We start from the raw sequence: 19,495 nt of genomic DNA on the forward strand, positions 1-19,495 counted from the left end.
TCACGGCCTGTTTTTCACATCCGGAAGACGCCGTAGGAGATTGGTTCCAGCGGGGCGTTGGCCGCCGCCGAGATCGCCAGGCCCAGGACCGTTCGGGTCTGCTTCGGGTCGATCACGCCGTCGTCCCACAGCCGGGCAGTCGCGTAGTAAGGGTGGCCCTGGTGCTCGTACTGGTCCCGGATCGGCTGCTTGAACGCCTCCTCGTCCTCGACCGACCAGTGCTCACCGCGCGCGTCCAGCTGGTCGCGGCGCACCGTCGCCAGCACCGACGCCGCCTGCTCGCCGCCCATCACCGAGATCCGGGCGTTCGGCCACATCCACAGGAAGCGCGGCGAGTACGCCCGGCCGCACATCGAGTAGTTGCCCGCCCCGAACGAGCCGCCGATGACGACGGTGAACTTCGGGACGCGGGCGCAGGCCACGGCGGTGACCATCTTCGCGCCGTGCTTGGCGATGCCGCCCGCCTCGTACTCCTTGCCGACCATGAACCCCGAGATGTTCTGCAGGAACACCAGCGGGATGGACCGTTTGTCGCACAGTTCGATGAAGTGCGCGCCCTTGAGCGCCGACTCGCTGAACAGGATGCCGTTGTTGGCGATGATGCCGACCGGGTTCCCGTGGATGCGGGCGAAGCCGGTCACCAGCGTCTGGCCGTAGTCGTGCTTGAACTCCGCGAACCGGCTGCCGTCCACGATCCGCGCGATGACTTCCCGCACGTCGTAAGGGGTGCGGCTGTCGGTCGGGACCGCGCCGTAGAGCTCCTCGGGGTCGACCGCCGGCGCCTCCACCGGCGCGACGTCCCACTGCCTGGGCTCGCGGGAGCCGAGCGTGCTGACGATCGAGCGGACGATGCGCAGCGCGTCCGCGTCGTCGGCGGCCAGGTGGTCGGTGACGCCGGAGGTGCGCGAGTGCAGCTCGCCGCCGCCGAGCTCCTCGGCGGTCACCTCGGCCCCGGTCGCGGCCTTCACCAGCGGCGGACCGCCCAGGAAGATGGTGCCCTGCTCGCGGACGATCACGGCCTCGTCGCTCATCGCCGGGACGTAGGCACCGCCCGCGGTGCACGAGCCCAGCACGGCGGCGATCTGCGGGATGCCGCGGGCGGACATGGTCGCCTGGTTGTAGAAGATCCGGCCGAAGTGCTCGCGGTCCGGGAACACCTCGTCCTGCCTGGGCAGGAAGGCCCCGCCGGAGTCCACCAGGTACAGGCAGGGCAGGTTGTTGTGCAGCGCGACTTCCTGCGCGCGCAGGTGCTTCTTGACCGTGATCGGGTAGTACGTGCCGCCCTTGACGGTTGCGTCGTTGGCGACGACCACGCATTCCCGCCCGGACACCCGGCCGATGCCGGTGATGATGCCCGCCGACGGAGCTTCGTCGTCGTACAGGCCGTGCGCGGCCAGCGGCGAGAGCTCCAGGAACGGCGAGCCTCGGTCGAGCAGCGCGTCCACCCGGTCGCGGGGTAGGAGCTTGCCCCGTTCGACGTGCCGGATGCGGGCCTTCTCGGGCCCGCCCAGCCGGGCGCGGCCGAGCTGGGTGTTGAGGTCGTCGACGAGTTTCGCGTGCTGCTCGGCGTAGCGGGCGAAGTCCGCCGAGTCCGGGTCCACGGCCGTGCGCAGGGCGGGCGCATCCATGCGGGCACACCTTCCACCGGAGTTAGTCGTCGTTAACGCGACCGATGTTAACGACGACTAACGCGTTTCGTCTAGCATCGACGTCGATGTCCACCGATGCAGCCAAGCCGTCGCGCCGCGAGCAGATCCTCTCCGCCGCGGCGGAGAAGTTCGCACGCTTCGGCTTCCACGGGGTCGGTATCGACGACATCGGCGCGGCCGTGGGCATCTCCGGGCCCGCGCTGTACCGGCACTTCCGCAGCAAGGACGCGATGCTCGCGGAACTGCTCACCGGGATCAGCGACCGGCTGCTGCTCGGCGGCCAGGACCGGGTGGGCGCCGCCGCGGACGCGCGCGACGCGCTAGACCGGCTGGTGCGCTGGCACGTCGAGTTCGCGCTGTCCAACCCGGCGCTGATCACCGTGCACATGCGCGACCTGGACAGCCTGGCCGACGCCGACCGGCACAAGGTCCGCGAGCTGCAGCGCAGCTACGTCGAGGTGTGGGTGGACGTGCTGTGCCGGATCCGGCCGGACCTGGACCGCCCGACCGCCCGCGCCGCCGCGCACGCGGTGTTCGGGCTGATCAACTCGACCCCCTATAGCGCCCACCTGGACGCCGAAGCGATGTCCCGCCTGCTGCGCTCGATGGCGCACGGCGCCATCGAAAGCGCGCCGAGCTGACGCCCGCATCACCAGGCGCCGTGCCAATTTCGCGAGAAATTGACCGCCACCTGGGGGAACGCACTGCGAACCAGGACGGAGCGTGACATCTGGCGTCACCCGAGGCCGTGCCAATTTCTCACGAAATTGCGCCCTCTCCGGGTGACGGGGGATGCCGATTGCGGCCCGCCGGGGCCGGGTTGAGACTGGGTGGACCCGGCTCTGATGCCCTCGCGATGCCGCAGGAGACTGGCATGGCAACTGTCAGGATCGAACCCACCGCGGTTCCGACGCGGTCGCGGACCACCAGGCGCCCGCTCAAAGGTCAGCGCCTGATCCCGTGGCTGCACACCACGGATCCCAAGGACATCGGGATCCTCTACCTGATCGCCTCGTTCTTCTTCTTCATCGTCGGCGGCTCGATGGCGCTGCTGATCCGCGGCGAGCTGGCGCAACCGGGCCTGCAGTTCCTGTCGCAGGAGCAGTACAACCAGCTGTTCACCATGCACGGCACGGTCATGCTGCTGCTGTTCGCCACACCGATCGTGTTCGGCTTCGCAAACATCGTGCTGCCGCTGCAGATCGGAGCGCCGGACGTGGCGTTCCCGCGGTTGAACGCGCTGTCGTTCTGGTTGTTCCTGTTCGGCGGGCTGATCGTGCTCAGCGGGTTCCTGCTGCCGGGCGGCGCGGCCGACTTCGGCTGGACCGCCTACACGCCGCTGTCGCGCGGGATGTTCAGCCAGGGCCCGGGCGGCGACGTGTGGGCGGCCGGGCTGATCCTCAGCGGCCTGAGCACGATCCTGGGCGCGGTCAACATGATCACCACGCTGGTGTGCCTGCGCTGTCCAGGTATGACGATGTGGCGGATGCCGATCTTCTGCTGGAACATCCTGGCCACCAGCCTGATGGTGTTGATGGCATTCCCGATCCTGGCCGCCGCGCTGTTCGGGCTCCTGATCGACCGGCACCTGGGCGGGCACGTGTTCGACCCGGCCAACGGCGGGGTCATCCTCTTCCAGCACCTGTTCTGGTTCTTCGGCCATCCAGAGGTCTACATCGTCGCGCTGCCGTTCTTCGGCATCGTGACCGAGATATTCCCGGTGTTCAGCCGGAAACCGCTGTTCGGCTACACCGGTCTGGTGTTCGCCACGCTGCTGATCATGGGCCTGTCGATGCTCGTCTGGGCGCACCACATGTTCGCCACCGGTGCGGTACTGCTGCCATTCTTCTCGTTCGCCACGTTCCTCATCGCGATCCCGACCGGGATCAAGTTCTTCAACTGGATCGGCACCATGTGGCGCGGCCACCTGACCTTCGAATCACCGATGCTGTTCGCGGTGGGGTTCATGGTGACATTCCTGCTGGGCGGGCTGACCGGCGTCATCCTCGCGTCACCGCCGCTGGACTTCCACATCACCGACACCTACTTCGTGGTCGCGCACTTCCACTATGTGCTGTTCGGGACGATCGTGTTCGCGGTGTTCGCCGGGATGTACTTCTGGTTCCCGAAGATGACCGGCCGGATGATGAACGAGCGGCTGGGCAAGCTGCACTTCTGGCTGACCTTCATCGGCTTCCACGGCACATTCCTGGTGCAGCACTGGCTGGGCAGCGAGGGCATGCCGCGGCGCTACGCCGACTACCTGAGCTCCGACGGCTTCACCACGCTGAACGTGGTGTCGACCATCGGCGCGTTCATCTTGGGAGCCTCGATGCTGCCGTTCCTGTACAACGTCTTCACCAGCTACCGCTTCGGCGCGGTGGTGACCGTGGACGACCCGTGGGGACACGGGAACTCGCTGGAATGGGCCACGTCGTGCCCTCCTCCGCGGCACAACTTCACCGCGCTTCCGCGCATCCGGTCGGTCCGGCCGGCGTTCGAGCTGCACTACCCGCACATGACCGAGCGCATGGGCATCGAGGCGCACGCAAGCCTGCGCCGCGGCGCAAATCATTCGTGATTTGAACGATTCGTGACTGGTAAAGTATTTGGTGTGACAGCAGAGATCCCCAAGACAGGCGTCGCGTTCCTGCTCACCCAGCTGGGCACGCAGGCCGCGACGAAGTTCGCCGAGCGCGTCGGCGCGCTCGGCCTGACCCCGCCCCAGGTCGGCATGCTGCGGATGATCGCCACGCGGCCGGGGCTCAGCCAGCAGACGCTGGCCGGTAACCTCGGGATGCTGCCCAGCAAGGTCGTCACGTTCGTCGACGACCTGGAGGGTCGCGGCCTGGTCACCCGCACCCGCAGCACCCGCGACCGCCGCGTCCACGAGCTGACCCTCACCGAGGAGGGCACCGAGCTGCTGGACAAGATCCGCGCGGTGGCTGCCGAGCACGAGGCCGGCTTCTGCCAAGCCCTCGACACCGACGAACGCGCCCGGCTCCAGGCACTCCTGGAACGCTTGACCGAGAGCCACGGCCTGGCCCCGGGTGTCCACCCTGGTTACCGCACCATCCGCTGACGCACTACCAGCGCGGTATCGACCAGTACGCCCCAGAGCAGACGCGTGGTTTCCACGTTCGGTTTTCGCCAGAGTGCACAGTGAAACCGCCTCGCGGATGTGCACCGCGCACCTTTCCAAGTCCACTGTGGATGAAAAGATTCCCTTGCCTGCTCGGCAGAACGAGCGGTTCCCGACGTGGCGCGGTTCATAACCGCTTCGGGAACAGCGGGGCACCGGACTACTGTTGAACACGTCTGGGGAGCGCCAGTGATCGCCGTCTTCCTGAATCGTTCTCGAACACCGGAATGTGACGCGCACCGCTGTGCGCCCGGTCGGCGAGAACGCGACAAACCGTCCGGCTTTCAAGGGGAGACGTCACCTTGCCCATTGCCCTGTTGGCCCTGGCCATCGCCGCATTCGGGATTGGTACGACCGAGTTCGTGATGATGGGCCTGCTGCCCGAAGTCGCCACCGACCTGCAGGTGTCGATCCCGGACGCCGGAGGCTACATCTCGCTGTACGCGCTCGGCGTTGTCATCGGCGCACCACTGCTGACCATGCTGGGCATGCGGTTCAAGCGCAAGACGATGCTGCTCAGCATGCTGGTGCTGTTCACCGTCGGGAACCTGTGCTCGGCGTTCGCGCCGACGCACGAGCTACTGCTCGGCGCCCGGTTCCTCGCGGGCCTGCCGCACGGCGTGTTCTTCGGCATCGGTGCCGTGGTCGCCGCGAGCCTGGTCGCCACCGACAAGCGCGCCCAGGCCATCTCGATGATGTTCATCGGGCTCACCGTGGCGAACATCGTCGGCGTCCCGGTCGGCACGCTGCTCGGCCAGGCGCTCGGCTGGCGCTGGGCGTTCGGCCTGGTCGCGGTGATCGGCGTCATCGCGCTGGCCGCGGTCGCGGCGCTGGTGCCCGACCAGCCCAAGCCCACCGACGTCAGCGTGCGCGGCGAGCTGCGCGCGTTCCGCCGCCCGCAGGTCTGGCTGGCGTTCGCCGTCGTGGTTTTCGGCTTCGCCGCGACCTTCTCCTTCTACAGCTACATCAAGCCGGTGCTGACCGACGTCACCGGCTACACGCCGACCGCGGTCACCCTGCTGCTGGCGCTGTTCGGCGTCGGGATGACCGTCGGCACCGCGGTCGGTGGGCGGCTCGCCGACCGGGCTCCGATGAAGACGCTGTACGTCTTCCTCGGCGCGCTGGCAGCCTGCCTGGCGCTGTTCGTGGTCACCTCACACAGCGCGGCGCTGGCGCCGATCACGGTGTTCCTGATCGGCGCGACCGGGTTCGCGGCGATCCCCAGCATCCAGGCACGAATCCTGGACCAGGCCAAGGAGGCCCCGGCGCTGGGCTCGGCAAGCATCCAGTCGACCTTCAACATCGCCAACTCGCTGGGGGCCTACCTCGGCGGCGTGGTGATCGCCGCCGGCCTGGGGTTGACCGCGCCGAGCTGGGTGGGAGCCCTGCTGGCGGTGGTCGGCCTAGGCTTCGCGCTGGTCTCCGGCTGGCTGGACCGGCGGCCCCAGCGGTCCGAGGTCCTAGTCTCGCACCGCGCCGCGCAGCCCACCGAGTCGATCGAGGTCGGCTGAGGCTTCCCGCTAGGCAGATCGGCTAGCCGGGGCTTACCGCACCGAATACGGTGACCGGCAAGGCGGACACCAGCCTGCGATTCGCGGGACGAACAATTCGACATCGGTGGAGGAAAACACCCTCATGACACAGGTTCCGAACATCACGCTCAACACCGGCGCAGCGATGCCGCAGCTGGGTTACGGCGTCTTCCAGGTCCCGGCCGGCCAGGTCGTCGAGCGGGTGCTGGCGGCGCTGCAGGCCGGGTACCGCAGCATCGACACGGCCGCGGTGTATGGCAACGAGGAGGGCGTGGGCAAGGCGATCGCCGAATCGGGCCTCAAGCGCGAGGAACTGTTCGTCACCACCAAGCTCGGGAACGACTCCCAGGGCTACGACAGCACGCTGAAGGCCTTCGACGAGAGCCTCACCAAGCTCGGGCTCGACTACGTCGATCTCTACCTGATCCACTGGCCGCTCCCGGCCAAGGACCGCTACGTCGAGACTTGGAAGGCGTTCCAGCAGCTGCACGCCGACGGCCGCGCCAAGGCGATCGGGGTGTCGAACTTCCAGATCCCGCACCTGCGCCGGTTGTTCGAGGAGACCGACGCGGTGCCCGCGGTCAACCAGATCGAGCTGCACCCGAACCTGCCGCAGGCCGAACTGCGCGCGTTCCACGCCGAGCACGGCATCGCCACCGAGGCGTGGAGCCCGCTGGGGCAGGGCAAGGGCCTGCTCGACGATGCGTCGCTGGCTTCGCTCGCCGAAAAATACGATAAGAGCCCGGCGCAGATCGTGCTGCGCTGGCAAATCCAGCTGGGCAACATCGCGATCCCGAAGTCCGCCACGCCCTCGCGGATCAAGGAGAACATCGAGGTCTTCGACTTCGAGCTCGCCGACGACGACGTCGCGGGCATCACGGCGCTGAAGACCGGCATCCGCGTCGGCCCCGACCCGGACGTCTTCGGCGGCTGACCCGCAGCCTGGAAGCCCTCCTCGCCGACCTGGCGGGGAGGGCTTCTTGCCGCCGCGAAATCGCCGGACTGACCGGGTCCGCCGAGGCGGTGCCGCGGGAGGTTCAGGCGACCTGGACCTGGGGTTGCCGGGCGAGGCGGAGGACGTTGCTGCCGGAGCGCAGCGAGGCCACCTGGCTGCGGGTCGCCAGCCACCTCGGGAACCTCGCCAGGCGCTGCAACGGGGTGCTCCGCTGCGCCGACGTCAGCGCCGCGGTGCGCGATACCTTCAGCGCGCGCGGTCGCCGCTCCTGCTCGTAGGCCCGCAGCAGCTCCGCCGGTTCGCGGTCCACATTGGACAAGAACTGGGTGAGCAACCAGGCATCCTCCAACGTCTGGTTGGCCGCCTGCGCCACGGCGGGCGGCATCGCGTGCACCGCGTCGCCCAGCAGCGTGCTGCGCGGGCCGCCCCAGACCTGCGGCACCTTGTGCCGGATGTGCGGGAAGAACCCGAGGTCATCGTCGGTGACCGAGGCCAGCAGTTCCTCGACCGGGCCCGGCCAGCCGCGGAAGACCTGCCGCAGGTCGGCGACGGACAGCACCGGGTCGCCGTCCTTCCAGGGCATGTCGAACCACCAGTGGAGCAACCCGTCGCCGGTCGGGATGAGGCCGCAGTGCGCGTTGCGGCCGGCGATGTTGAGCGTCTGGTGACCATGCGCGATCGGCAGGTCGCTGCGGGTCATACCCTGCCAGCTGGCCCAGCCTGTCGGCCGCGCCGGGTCACCGCCCAGCACCTCGCGACGCACCACCGAACCCTGGCCGTCGGCGCCGATCAGCACGTCCCCGGCGGCCGAGCCGCCGTCAGCGAACTCGACGACGACGTGGTCCGGGTGCTCGGTGACGCCGACGCAGCGGCGGCCGAAGTGCAGCACGCCCGGCGGCAGCGCGGCGGCCATCTCCGCGATCAGCGTGCGGCGGGGGATCTGCACCGTCGGCGAGCCCAAGCGCTCGGTGACCTCGCCGAGGTCGGCCTCCCAGAGCAGCCGACCGGTTTCGGTGACAGACCGGAGGCTGTGCAGCCGACGGCCCGCCTCCTCGATGTCGACGCCGAGTTCGCGCAGCGCAGCGGTGCCGTTGCTCCACACCGTGATGCCCGCGCCGGTGGTCCGCAGGGCGTTCGCGTGCTCGAAGACCTGCACGTGGTGGCCCTTGTCGATCAATCCGTTGGCGATGGCAAGTCCCCCGACTCCGGCCCCGATCACGAGAACCCGCATCGTCTCCATCCGTCATCCCCGACGTCGATTGTCGAGTCGATTTTATCCACTCGACCGGATATACCGAATTGTCCTTGCTCACACAGAGCGAACACCCCGGTTTCCCGGCCGGCGAAGACGGTTGAAATCACGACTAGGCGCGATCGCATTCGCCAAACCACGTTGCGCGCATGAGGCCGCGCGTCGCACCCCCGCTCCGCGCCGACCACGTGGGCAGCCTGCTCCGCCCGTCGCCGAGGTCTGGGGCTGAGCCCGCTCGGCCCGGCTGGGGCACTCCACAGTTCCAATTGAAACTGTGGATCCCGGGGTGGTCCGCGAGGTTTCAACTGAAACCGGGGACCACCCGCCGCCGACGCGGGGGTCAGGCGGCTTCCAGAAATCTGCCTGCGACCAGGCCGGGATCGTCGGCTCCGTCGAACCGCACCCAGAGGACCGGACCGTCGAAGACTTCGGGGAGACCGGTGGCGGTCTCCACCACCGTGCCGACCCGATCACGGAACCGGCCGAACGTGGCGCGCACCCGCGTGCCTGGTTCAAACGGGCTCGATGACTGCTCCATGAGGGGGGACGTTACGGGCCCGCGGCCCACAACGGAAATCGCCGCCTACTCCAGCCCGGATCACCGCGCTGACCTGCACCGTTTCCGGAATGGGAGGATGGCCCGGAGGCGCTGCGCGGCGGTGGCGGGCGCCACTGGACAAAGGGGACCGATGCGGACGATCAAGCGGCCGGGTGAGCACGAGCTGGAGGTGAAGAAGTCTCGCTTCCGGTGCGCGCTGGCACGGGTGACCACCGAGGCGGAAGCGCGGGAATTCATCCAGCAGCGCCGCCGGCTGCACCACGACGCGCGGCACCACTGCACCGCGTTCGTCCTCGGCGACTCCGGGGAGTTCCAGAAGTCCAGCGACGACGGCGAGCCGGCGGGCACGGCGGGCGTGCCGATGCTGGAAGTGCTGCGCCGCAACGAGATCACCAACGCGGTCGCGGTGGTGACCCGCTACTTCGGCGGGGTGCTGCTCGGCGCGGGCGGCCTGGTGCGCGCCTACGGCGGCGCGGTGTCGGCCGCCCTGGACCACGTGGGCCTGCTCGAACGCCGCCCGGTCCGCATCGTGACGACCACGATGGACTACCTGCTGGCCGGAAAGCTGGACAACGACCTGCGCTCGGCGGGCTACCAGGTGGCGGACACGGACTACCAAGCCGAGGTCCGCTTCCGCATCAACGTCCCGGAGTCCGAAGTGGACACCTTCCGGACCTGGCTGGCGGAAGCCACGGGCGGAGCCGCCGAACCAGAGCTGGGCGACCTCACCTACGCCGAAATGGAACCCTGATCCCGTACCGCCGTTCGGCCTAATACTTTGTACGGTGCACGCCACGTGGTTTGGCCGCTTTTTCCGCTGCGGATCGATCGGATAACGTCACTCCCCGCTGTGTTCTGATTACTACGCGCATGTGGGGGGACATGGGTTCAGCAGCGTCCATTCCGGACGGGCCACCGCTGGTTCGGGAAGCGCTTCGGTTCCGGCGGACCGTGGAGCGTCCGGCCGATCTGGTGGCGACCTTCCGCAGCGCCGGGGTCTACCTGGAATGCGTGTCCGGCCCGCCGACCGTGCCGGTGGTGCACGTGGACGGGATCCCGTGGCTCCCGGTGTTCTCCGACCTGCGCTACTTCGCCGAGTACCGGCGGCAGCGCGGCGAGGCCGAGCAGGCGGCCGAGTACCTGTTACTCACCGGCGCCCGGCTGCTGGACGGCTACCTGCCCGGCATGCCGAAGGGCACGAGCGTGCTGCTGGACCCGCTCCAGGAACACACCGTGACCCTGCCCGCACTGCGCGGGATCCTGCCCGAGTCGATCGCAGTGGACCGCGACCAACCGGATGATCGCCCGGTGGCCGCGCAATCGCCGTACGAAACACCTGTCAAGCGTGCTTGGGGAGGGACGCTTTAAGTGGGCAACGATGGATTCCGCGTCGACCTGGGGGCTCTGGAACAGGCGTCGCAGGGCGTCAACGACGCCATCGCCGCGTTGGAGAACGAACTTCCGTTTCCCGTGAAGAAGCTGGGCAACGATGGCCACGGCGTCACCATGATGACCCTCGGTGCGGAGCAGTCCGGTTCGGCGCTGGTCACCGAGGCGCTGAAGAGGTTCTGCGGCAAGTGGGAATACGGGGTGAAGTTCTTGGTCGAGGAGGGGGCCGCCGCAGCATCAGCGCTGTCCGACACGCGGACCGAGTACGAGAAGATGGAGCAGGCCGCGATCGACGCGTTCAAGAAGGTCTTGGGTGCCGGGTTCGACAACCCCACCGCCGACCTCGACGCCGCCCCGCAGAAGTCGTTCGCGCAGTTCGGGGTCGATATCGCGCCGGAGGGACTGCCGCAGCAGGCCGCCTCGCACGTGTTGAACCAGGCCGGCCACAACACCAAGGTGGACGGCTGATGGCTCCGGACCCCAAAGAGGAGATTCCCGGCGAACTTCCCGCCATCGAGGAAACCCTGGCCACCATGACGAAGCTAGGCACCGCGTTCGAGAACGCCGGACAGGGCTTCCAGAAGATCAACACCACCGGCTGGGAGGGCCAGACCGCCGACAGGTTCCAGGAGTACTTCCAGCAGGAACCGCCCAAGTGGTTCCGCGCGGCCGACGCCTTCACCGAAGCCGCCGACGCGATGCGGCGGTACCGCGACGTGCTGGCTTGGGCTCAGCAGCAGGCCGAGAAGGCGTGTGCCGACATCGAGCAGGCGGAGCGGAGAACTGCGCAGGCCGAGGCCCAGTACGAGAAGGCGGCCGACCAGGGCAACGCCACCGAGCCGTTCCAGGACCCGGGCGCGGCCGCCCGCAACCAGGCCCAGGCCTCGCTGGACTCGGCGAAGGCCCAGGTCGAGGAGGCCGCGAAGAACCTCGCGAAGACCTTGATGCAGGCGGCCGAGAAAGCACCGCCGCAGCCGGGGCCGCTCACCATGCTCGAGTCCGCGGCCGAAGACATCTTCCAGAACGTCGCGGAGTCCGCAGGCGACTTCTGGGAGGGCAGCTTCGACGGAGCCCTGGGCATGCTCCAGCAAGCCCGAGTGCTCAACCCGTTCGACCCGTACAACCTGACCCACCCGTCGCAGTACGCCGAGAACATCGGCAACCTGGCAGCGAGCACCGTCGCGGCAGGCAAAGCATTCATCAGCGACCCGATCGGCACCGGCAAGGCGATGATCGGTGCCGGAATCGACAGCTTCACCAAAGACCCCTTCGGCACCCTCGGAAAGCTAGCCCCGGAGGTAGCCGCCGGCCTCGCAACCGGCGGCAGCAGCACAGCGGGATCCATGAGTCGGCGCGCGCTCGACACGGTCACGGACTTCTTCGGCGACAAGAGCAAGATCCCGGCTCATCATCCGGACGCCGCCCCGAATGCCCACACACCCCCACCAACCCAGCCGAACTCGCACCTGGCGCCCCAAAACCCTGGCTACCCGCCCCCGCAGCCCCACGACATCGGCAACTCGTTCAGCTCCACGCCCAGCAACTGGACCCCTGAACCACCGTCACAACCACCCATCGCGTCCTGGGGCCACAACGACGCACCCCCTTCGCCCGCAATGCGCCCCTCGCCCGAACTGCAGTCAATCCCGGACAACGGGAAACCGTTCGGACCGCAGGGCAGCGGGTGGGACCGCGGGCCCGACCACGACGCGCCCGCACGGGACGCCCAGCCGGGCAACCAGGATCAGCCGCGCCAGGCCTATGGACGCGGGACGAACAGGAACGATGACCTCGACTGGGGTGACCCGTGGGAAGACGTCGGGGGACGCAGCACGCGGGAATACGGCGAGGAGCCGCCATCGCGGGAAATCCCAGAGCAGCCCGACGGGCACCCCGACCGCCAGCAGGACGCGCAGCGCCAGCAGGACGCGCAGCGCCAGGCGGACGCGCAGCGCCAGGCGGACGCGCAGCGCCAGGCGGATCCAGCCGGGCAGCGGGACCAGGACGAGGCACCGGAACCTGCGCCGCGGGCACCCGACCCGGAGCCGCACGGCGAGCCGCGCCACGAGCTGCCCGACGAGGACCGGCAGTCCTACCGTGAGCGAGTCGAGGCGCGTACCGGAGTCCCGTTCGAAGAGAGCGTGGCCCGGCTGCGGGAAGAACACCCCGAACTCGCCCACCTGGACGACGAGAAAGCGATGGGTCTGCGCCGATACATCGGCGAAGACGCCAACACCCTCAACCGCATCTTGCGTGAAGGAGACGCGATCGACCGCGACTACGTCAGCCCCGAGGCCAACGTGCTACGCAGCGCGCTCGAAGAGATGCCGCGTGTCGACGCCGTCCAGACGCCGGTAGTCTACCGCGACATCGGCGTCTCCGAGCGGGACCTGCCGGGGCTGCTGGAGCGCTACAAGCCCGGCGCGGAAATAGAAGAACCGGCGTTCACATCGGCATCAAAGGACATTCCCCCGCGGCATTTTGCCGAGCACGGTGAGGAGAAACCCCATGTGGTCCGGTTCATCATCGAAGACCCCAGGAACGCCCGGGATCTGTCCATGACGAATCCGGACGAGCTGGAGGTCATGTGGCAGGAAGGCAACCGTTTCCTGGTGCAAGGTGTTCAACAAGTGGGCGACGAAGTCCACATCTACACGCGAGACCTAGGGAGATAAGCGATGACTCCGGACGAGTTCGCCGCGCTGATGGATCAGTACACGACCAAAAGGGAAGATGTCAGCCCCGAAGTCTGGGAGAGCATGCAGGAAGCGCAGCGCTACACCCAGGAGAAGATCGACAAGGGTGAAGTGCTGAAGTCGTGGAGCAAGGAAAACTTCCCCATCGGGCTGGACAGCAATTTCGAGCCGTTCCCCCTCACCGGACCGGACCGGGATCAGGGGCACGCTGGTGGCGAGACCCGGCAGTAAGCGCTCTGACCACACCCGCCTGGCTGAAACGCAACGTTCAACACCTCGAGCAGCGCGGGTTGTTCCTCCCAGCAAGTCGCTCAGTCCACTGTGTAAGTTCCGAAGAGGCGGTCCAGGTGGTAGTCGATCGATCTGATCGCTTCTTCGCTCGTGCGTTGGCCCAGGAGCAGGCCCACCGATAGGCCGTCCGGGATCAGGAGCAGGGCTTCGGCTTCTCTTTCCGGGTTCCGGTCGGCCGGTAGTTCTCCGGATTCCTGCGCGAACCGGAGCTCGCCGGCCACCCACGCTTCCAGTTGCGGCCACTGCTGGCGGTAGAGCTCCGCCATTTCCGGCGACGCCAGCGCTCGCAGGAAGAACGCCACGTGCGTCAGGTATTCCATGCGACTGTCGTCGGACAGCGCCAGCATCTCGAGCATCAGCGTCCGCATCACCACCCGCGCCTCCGGCCGCGTCGGCATGCTCGTCAGCTGCCCCACGATCCGCTGCTCCGCACGGTTGTTCACGTGGTTCATCGCGAAGGTCAGCATCTCGTCCTTCGACTTGAAGTAGTGCTGCACCGCGCCCATCGAGACGCCTGCTTCAGCCGCGACGTCGCGCAGGCTCACCGCTTCCAGGCCGCCTCGGCTGGCCAGCCGCATCAGCGCCTCGGCGATCTGGATTCGCCGGGCCTCGTGGTCCACCTGCTTGGGCACGCTCCTGCACCTTTCCAATGCGCCCGCATTGCAAATCTGCCAGCCAACGGTTTACCATGCACTTGCATCGTAACCCTCCGTGCTTGCGGAGGCGAGTTCATACGACTGGGGAATCCATGACCGACCTACAGCAAGCACCCACCTCCAGAAGGATCACCGCGATAGACGTCATCCGCGGCGTCGCCATACTAGGCACGCTGGGTACCAACGTCTGGATCTTTACCGACCCGGAAGGACCCGCCGGCTCGCTGACCGCGGTGGCCACCGGGACGATCACCGCGAACATCGAGGCGGCCATCCGCTTCCTCGCCAACGGCAAGTTCCTGGCGCTGCTCACGCTGCTGTTCGGCATCGGCCTGGAGCTGCAGTACCGGTCGGCGCTGCGGCGGCGCGGGCGCTGGCCCGGCTGGTACCTGTGGCGGGCGGCGCTGCTGTTCATCGAGGGCCTGCTGCACTACGTGCTGATCTTCGAGTTCGACGTGCTGATGAGCTACGCGGTGACGTCGATGCTGGTCGCGTACCTGATCGGCCGCAGCGAGCGAGCGATCAGGGGCTGGACGATCGCGATGGCCTCGCTGCACGTCGCGTTCATCGGCGTATGCACGTTCGGCCTGCTGAGCGGACACGCATCGATCGGCGGTGGTGGCGAGCCGTCGCAGCTGTACGCCTCCGGCAGCTACCTCGACCAACTCTCGTCGCGGATCGCCGACTGGGGGACCTATCGGAGCGAATCGATCTTCATCATCCCGATGTCCACGGCGCTGTTCCTGATCGGCGCCCGGCTGTACCGCGCGGGTGTGTTCGCGCCCGAGGGGCAACGGCTGCGGAACCGGCTGATGCTATTCGGGTTCGGCGTCGGCGTGCCGTTGAACCTGGTCACCGTTTACGCGGGGCACGGCTGGTTCATGGTGGACCGCTACATCCTGCCGCCGATCATCGCGCTGGGCATGCTCGGACTGATCCCCTCGGTGGTCGGCGCGATGCGCGGTGCCCCGGGGCCGCTGCACCGGGGACTGACCTCGGTCGGCCGAACGGCGTTGTCCTGCTACGTCTTTCAGAACCTCGTGGCGACGATCCTGTGCTACGGCTGGGGATTCGGCCTGGCAACGCGCTTCGACTGGGCCCGCCCGTGGTGGGTCCTGGTGATCTGGGCAGCGATCTGCGCAACGTTCATGGCCCTGTCGACGTGGTGGCTCCGGCACTTCGAACGAGGCCCCCTCGAAGCGGCCTGGAACTGGGCCTACCGCCTACCCCAACGGTGACAGATGCCCGTGAGTGGTTTTGGGTGCTATAGCAACACAAAGTACTCACGGGCCCTGACCAGCCAAAACGTCCGTCAGCTACGGAAGCGATCCGCCTTCACAGCAGCAATTAACCGCACCCAAGCCCCCGAGACACGGCTAACGTCCCACCGTCCCGATCCTTCGTATCCCTGACGCCCACCAGCCCCGGGGCCGAACCGACCTCGACGCAACCCGTGTTGTGGCCGCTGTAGGTGCTCTTGCGCCAGCTTGCAAACGCATATGTCATGCCTTCTCGCTTTCGAATCTCACCGCGTAGTTAGCGATGAGCCGCGCCGACTGCTCCGGGCTCCTCGCTAGGTCTCCGAGCTTGCTGATTGTCGCTCGGAACGGACGCTCTTCGGCAGGGTCGTTCAGCAGCAATCCCGAGTTGTGCGCCTCGACATATATGTTCGCGTTGCCCCGGACGAACTCCAGTAGCGAGAAGCCGCCGTCCAGCCCCAGGTGCGCGCCGAGACTGGTGGGCGCGACACGGACCGTGATGTTCGGCAGCTCGATCGCTTTGAGCACGTGCCGAAACTGCTCTGCGGCCACCTGCGGCCCACCCACTGGCCGAGCCAGCACCCCTTCGTCCAGGAGCACTGCCAACTTTGCGGGTTCTGACTTGTAGAGCACTTCTTGCCGCGCCGGTCGAACGTTCACGGCTTCATCGATCTCAGTCATGGTCTTGCTGCCGACCTCGAAGATCGCCCGGGAATAGGCGCGAGTTTGAAGCGAGCCATGGACGTAGACCATCGAGACCTCGGTGACAGATCCCCGTGAGTGGTTTTGGGTGCTATAGCAACACAAAGTACTCACGGGCCCTGACCAGCCAAAACGTCCGTCAGCTACGGAAGCGGTCCACCTTCACAGCAGCAATTAACCGCACCCAAGCCCCCGAGACACGGCTAACGTCCCACCGTCCCGATCCCCAGTGCGCCGGATGCGTCACGGAGTACCAGCGCCGCGGCTCACCTCGACGCGGGCCGAAGTCCGGGTGGGGCCGTGAGTCTGCGGGCAGCCATAGCAACCTGCAGCCATAGCAACCAAAAGACCAAGGCCGGGGTGACCAGGCCAACCTTGCGCTGCGACGCTGCCGACCGCCCGAGTCACATCTCCGCCGAGTTCCGTTGGAATAGCGGGGCGTTGCAGGCGAAGACGCTCACCGCTCCCAGGACCGCGCCGAGGAGGTACCCCGCCAAGACGTCGTGCGGGTAGTGGACGCCGATGAAGATCCGCGAGAACCCTTCGAACAGCGCGAGAAGCACCACGATCGCCGTGATGCGGTGCCACAGCATCGCCAGCGCCACCGCGAAGGCCGCGGCCGTCGCCGAGTGGCCGCTCGGCAAGGACCAGATGCTCACGTCGGCGCAGTTCTCGATCGTGCCGCCCGGGATCGTCATCGCCCGGCACGGCCGGTCCTGCTGGAAGACGTCCTTGACCAACCCGGCGGCCACCCACGCGGCCCCGCCCGCCAGCAGCGGTGCGACCAGCACCGCCAGCCGCCGGTCCGCCCGCCACCACGCGACCAGCGTCAGTAGAGCGAACACCGCCAGCAGCGCCTGGGTGCCGAACAGCGCGAAGGCGTGCACCCAGTGCGGTGTCGAAATCGCCCACTCCGCGATCGCCCGGTACCACTCCGCGCTCAGCTCCAGCAGACTCCGCACCAATCCGACATTACCGACCAGCCGATAGCATCGATGCGGTGAAGGCGCCGAAACGGGACGTGCTGTGGTGGCTCGTCCTGTCACCCTTACTTTCGGCAGAATCCCGACATCCGGGTGGCGCGATCTCGCGCGAAATCGACGCAGCATCGGGTGACCCCGACGGCCGCCCCGTTGGCTACGGATCGTGATCCCGGGTTGCGCGACGGTGTGGACATGTGCGGTGAGGCGGTTGAAAGTTGCTGTCTTTGCCCGCTTTTCGGCGGTTGGTGCGCGTACCCTGACTCGGCCGGATCATCGACTAGGAGGCAGTCGTGCGTTCACTTCTCCTCGTCAGCACCATCATCGCCACGCTCGCATCCCCGGCCCACGCCAGCGAACGGGAGTCGCTGGATCTGCTGCTCCGGTCGGCCGCCGAGCGCGTCACCACATCGGACACGGTGGCGAAGGCCAAGTGGGGCACCGGCCAGCCGATCGACGACCCGGGCCGGGAGCAGCAGGTGCTTGACGCCGTCGCGCGCAAGTCGCTGGAACTGGGCACCGACCCGGAGGAGGCGAAGCGGGTCTTCCGGGACCAGATCGAGGCCAGCAAGCTTGTCCAACGCGCCCTGCACGAGCGCTGGGCGGCGCACCCCGACGAGCGGCCGGCCGAACGCCCCGACCTGGGTGAGATCCGGCCGATCATCGACCGGCTTAACGACGAGATCCTGCTGGAACTGCGCGATACCCGGCAACTGCGCGAACGCCCGGCCTGCGGCGGCCGGCTGACCAGCGCCTTCCAACACACCCGGACCGACCTGCGGCTGAACTGCCTGCACCAGCTCGGCCTGACCCGGGCGATCCCGTCGATCTGCACCCGCCCCTGACCCCAGCACCTGCTCCCATCACCCAGCACCTGCTCCCATCACCCAGCACCTGCTCCCATCACCCAGCACCTGGACCCAGCGCCTGGACCCAGCGCCTGGACCCGGCGTTCTGACCGCAATTTCAATGGAAATCAGAGGTCCGATTTCCATTGAAATTGCGGAAGTTGTCCACAGCCATCGGTGTGTCGTGACCCGACACGCCGATGGTCTTCGATTTCCATTGAAATCGGAGTGGTCAGCGGAAGACGGAGTGGTCAGCGGAAGTCTGCGGCGGGTCAGCGGAAGGCGTGGCGGGGTCAGCGGAAGGCGTGGCGAGGTCTTCTACCCATTCCCGGAAGGTTCTTGGTGGGTGGCCCGTCACCTTTTCCACCGCCGGGGACACCGGCTCCGGGTCGTGGGAGATCCGCTGCCGGTAGGTGAGGGCGCCGTCCGCGAACGCCGTCGGCCAGCCGTTGTGGAGGTCAACACCGACCGCGGCGGCTTGACCTCCAGCGCGCTGGAGGTTCGATGCTTGGGACCAGCACTGATCCCGCAGACCTCGGGAGCGAACCATGCCGGTCGAAGTCGGAATCTTCTTGCCCAGCGCGGCGGAGGCCGAGATCCGCGAGGCGGCCTACCATGCCGTGGACGCCGAGCTGGACGCCATCTGGAGCGGCGACCACCTCGCCAACGGGGTTCCGGCGCTGGACGGCATGCTGGCCCTGGCCACGGCGGCCGCCGTGACCGAGTGCATCGACATCGGCTTCGCCGTCTATCTCCCCGCGCTGCGGCCACTCGTGTGCGCGGCCAAGCAGATCGCGACGCTGCAAAACCTCACCGGCGGCGACCGCCTGCACCTCGGCATCGGCGTCGGCGACCACGACAGCGGCTACGCCGCCGTGGGCCTCGACGCCGCTACGCGCGGCCGACGCACCGACGAGTTCCTGCAGCTCCTGCCGTCGCTGCTGGCCGGCGAGCCGACCGTGCTGCCGCACGGCGCTACCGCGCAGCTCGCCCCGGCTGCCGCCGTGCCGCCGCTGTGGATCGGCGGCTCCGCGCCTGCCGCGCTGCGCCGCGCGGCTTGCTTCGGCGACGGCTGGATCGCCGAGATGCACAGGCCGGACGGGATCCGCACCAAGGCCGCGCGGCTGCGCGAGCTCGCCGAGGAGCGCGGTCGACCGGCTCCGCGCCTGGGCCTCGCGATCCAGGGCAGCCTGGTCAAACGTCCGGACGCCGGTCTGCTCGACCGCTGCGCGGGGAATCTGGCGGAGCTCTTCGGGATTCCGGTCGATGTGGCCCGTGACTACGTCGTAGCGGGGACGCCCGAGCAGGTCGCGGAGCAGCTCGCCGCCTATGCCGAGGTGGGTATCGAGAAGATCGCGTTCGCCGTGGACGGCGACTGGCACAGCTCCTGCGACCTGCTCGGCCAGGTCCGCGAGCTCCTCGATCCGGCGGAGCGACCGAGGTGTCTCAGGTCGAAGTGACGAATCGAGGCTTGGGTGCGCTATCCACCCGGCGCGTTCTTACCGATGCCGGCTAGTGGCGGCCAGTGGGGTGCGGGTCGCACCACGCGGCCCTACTCCACATCGCGCAGCCCAGCCGCGCTCAA

At 67.8% G+C, this 19,495-nt stretch carries 20 protein-coding genes; 13 read left to right on the plus strand and 7 right to left on the minus strand.

The window, feature by feature from the left end; all coding sequences use genetic code 11:
• Positions 1-14: 14 nt before the first annotated feature.
• The gene (locus FDZ84_RS09940; RefSeq protein ID WP_168585656.1) at positions 15-1,628 is read right to left on the minus strand and encodes a carboxyl transferase domain-containing protein; all 1,614 of its coding nucleotides are present in this window, start codon (positions 1,626-1,628) and stop codon (positions 15-17) included.
• An 86-nt stretch (positions 1,629-1,714) separates the two neighbouring features.
• On the opposite strand from FDZ84_RS09940, the gene FDZ84_RS09945 reads away from it, so the two are divergent.
• From FDZ84_RS09945 to FDZ84_RS09965, 5 genes are all read left to right on the plus strand, one after another.
• Entirely contained in the window at positions 1,715-2,290 is a 576-nt protein-coding gene (locus FDZ84_RS09945; RefSeq protein WP_168585657.1) for a TetR/AcrR family transcriptional regulator, read from the plus strand.
• Between the two features lie 233 nt (positions 2,291-2,523).
• Positions 2,524-4,230 (plus strand): cytochrome c oxidase subunit I, encoded by a 1,707-nt coding sequence (ctaD, locus tag FDZ84_RS09950; protein ID WP_168585658.1) that lies wholly within the window; start codon positions 2,524-2,526, stop codon positions 4,228-4,230.
• Between the two features lie 33 nt (positions 4,231-4,263).
• Complete coding sequence (locus tag FDZ84_RS09955; protein ID WP_168585659.1) at positions 4,264-4,731, plus strand: MarR family winged helix-turn-helix transcriptional regulator; 468 nt, start codon at positions 4,264-4,266, stop codon at positions 4,729-4,731.
• Between the two features lie 362 nt (positions 4,732-5,093).
• Complete coding sequence (locus tag FDZ84_RS09960; protein ID WP_168585660.1) at positions 5,094-6,302, plus strand: MFS transporter; 1,209 nt, start codon at positions 5,094-5,096, stop codon at positions 6,300-6,302.
• Positions 6,303-6,426: 124 nt separating this feature from the next.
• Positions 6,427-7,257, plus strand: coding sequence for an aldo/keto reductase (locus FDZ84_RS09965; protein ID WP_168585661.1), 831 nt, complete (start codon positions 6,427-6,429; stop codon positions 7,255-7,257).
• A 103-nt stretch (positions 7,258-7,360) separates the two neighbouring features.
• Here the strand turns inward: FDZ84_RS09965 and FDZ84_RS09970 are convergent, their stop codons facing one another.
• Together FDZ84_RS09970 and FDZ84_RS09975 are read right to left on the minus strand one after the other, a co-directional pair.
• A complete protein-coding gene (locus FDZ84_RS09970; protein WP_246868909.1) occupies positions 7,361-8,509 on the minus strand; it encodes an FAD-dependent monooxygenase in 1,149 nt (382 codons plus the stop codon).
• A 361-nt stretch (positions 8,510-8,870) separates the two neighbouring features.
• Positions 8,871-9,029, minus strand: coding sequence for a hypothetical protein (locus FDZ84_RS09975; protein ID WP_223839832.1), 159 nt, complete (start codon positions 9,027-9,029; stop codon positions 8,871-8,873).
• A 190-nt stretch (positions 9,030-9,219) separates the two neighbouring features.
• Between FDZ84_RS09975 and FDZ84_RS09980 the strand changes: the two genes are divergently transcribed.
• The 5 genes from FDZ84_RS09980 (at position 9,220) to FDZ84_RS10000 (ending at position 13,405) form a co-directional block, all read left to right on the plus strand.
• Entirely contained in the window at positions 9,220-9,840 is a 621-nt protein-coding gene (locus FDZ84_RS09980; protein WP_168585664.1) for a YigZ family protein, read from the plus strand.
• Positions 9,841-9,971: 131 nt separating this feature from the next.
• Positions 9,972-10,457: a hypothetical protein gene (locus FDZ84_RS09985; protein WP_168585665.1), complete on the plus strand. Its 486-nt coding sequence runs from the start codon at positions 9,972-9,974 to the stop codon at positions 10,455-10,457.
• Positions 10,458-10,946: a hypothetical protein gene (locus FDZ84_RS09990; RefSeq protein ID WP_168585666.1), complete on the plus strand. Its 489-nt coding sequence runs from the start codon at positions 10,458-10,460 to the stop codon at positions 10,944-10,946.
• Entirely contained in the window at positions 10,946-13,153 is a 2,208-nt protein-coding gene (locus FDZ84_RS09995; RefSeq protein WP_168585667.1) for a putative T7SS-secreted protein, read from the plus strand. Before FDZ84_RS09990 ends, FDZ84_RS09995 begins: the two co-directional genes overlap by 1 nt.
• A gap of 3 nt (positions 13,154-13,156) precedes the next feature.
• Positions 13,157-13,405 carry a hypothetical protein gene (locus tag FDZ84_RS10000; RefSeq protein WP_168585668.1) on the plus strand — a complete coding sequence of 83 codons (249 nt, stop codon included), beginning with the start codon at positions 13,157-13,159 and terminating at the stop codon, positions 13,403-13,405.
• 80 nt (positions 13,406-13,485) lie between these two features.
• Here the strand turns inward: FDZ84_RS10000 and FDZ84_RS10005 are convergent, their stop codons facing one another.
• Positions 13,486-14,097, minus strand: a complete 612-nt coding sequence (locus FDZ84_RS10005) for a TetR/AcrR family transcriptional regulator (protein WP_168585669.1) — start codon at positions 14,095-14,097, stop codon at positions 13,486-13,488.
• Between the two features lie 116 nt (positions 14,098-14,213).
• Between FDZ84_RS10005 and FDZ84_RS10010 the strand changes: the two genes are divergently transcribed.
• Positions 14,214-15,359, plus strand: a complete 1,146-nt coding sequence (locus FDZ84_RS10010; protein WP_168585670.1) for a DUF418 domain-containing protein — start codon at positions 14,214-14,216, stop codon at positions 15,357-15,359.
• A gap of 109 nt (positions 15,360-15,468) precedes the next feature.
• Here the strand turns inward: FDZ84_RS10010 and FDZ84_RS10015 are convergent, their stop codons facing one another.
• The 3 genes from FDZ84_RS10015 to FDZ84_RS10025 all read right to left on the minus strand — a co-directional run bounded on the left by FDZ84_RS10015 (position 15,469) and on the right by FDZ84_RS10025 (position 17,044).
• Positions 15,469-15,627, minus strand: a complete 159-nt coding sequence (locus FDZ84_RS10015) for a DUF397 domain-containing protein (RefSeq protein WP_168585671.1) — start codon at positions 15,625-15,627, stop codon at positions 15,469-15,471.
• Positions 15,624-16,196: a DUF5753 domain-containing protein gene (locus tag FDZ84_RS10020; RefSeq protein WP_256413674.1), complete on the minus strand. Its 573-nt coding sequence runs from the start codon at positions 16,194-16,196 to the stop codon at positions 15,624-15,626. The genes FDZ84_RS10015 and FDZ84_RS10020 overlap by 4 nt, the downstream gene beginning before the upstream one ends.
• 290 nt (positions 16,197-16,486) lie before the next feature.
• The gene (locus FDZ84_RS10025) at positions 16,487-17,044 is read right to left on the minus strand and encodes a phosphatase PAP2 family protein (protein WP_168585673.1); all 558 of its coding nucleotides are present in this window, start codon (positions 17,042-17,044) and stop codon (positions 16,487-16,489) included.
• Between the two features lie 311 nt (positions 17,045-17,355).
• On the opposite strand from FDZ84_RS10025, the gene FDZ84_RS10030 reads away from it, so the two are divergent.
• Together FDZ84_RS10030 and FDZ84_RS10035 are read left to right on the plus strand one after the other, a co-directional pair.
• Positions 17,356-17,907, plus strand: coding sequence for a chorismate mutase (locus FDZ84_RS10030; protein WP_168585674.1), 552 nt, complete (start codon positions 17,356-17,358; stop codon positions 17,905-17,907).
• Between the two features lie 551 nt (positions 17,908-18,458).
• A complete protein-coding gene (locus FDZ84_RS10035; protein WP_168585675.1) occupies positions 18,459-19,370 on the plus strand; it encodes an LLM class flavin-dependent oxidoreductase in 912 nt (303 codons plus the stop codon).
• Positions 19,371-19,495 lie beyond the last annotated feature (125 nt).

Source organism: Saccharopolyspora sp. ASAGF58 (assembly GCF_012277335.1).
GTDB lineage: Bacteria > Actinomycetota > Actinomycetes > Mycobacteriales > Pseudonocardiaceae > Saccharopolyspora > Saccharopolyspora hattusasensis.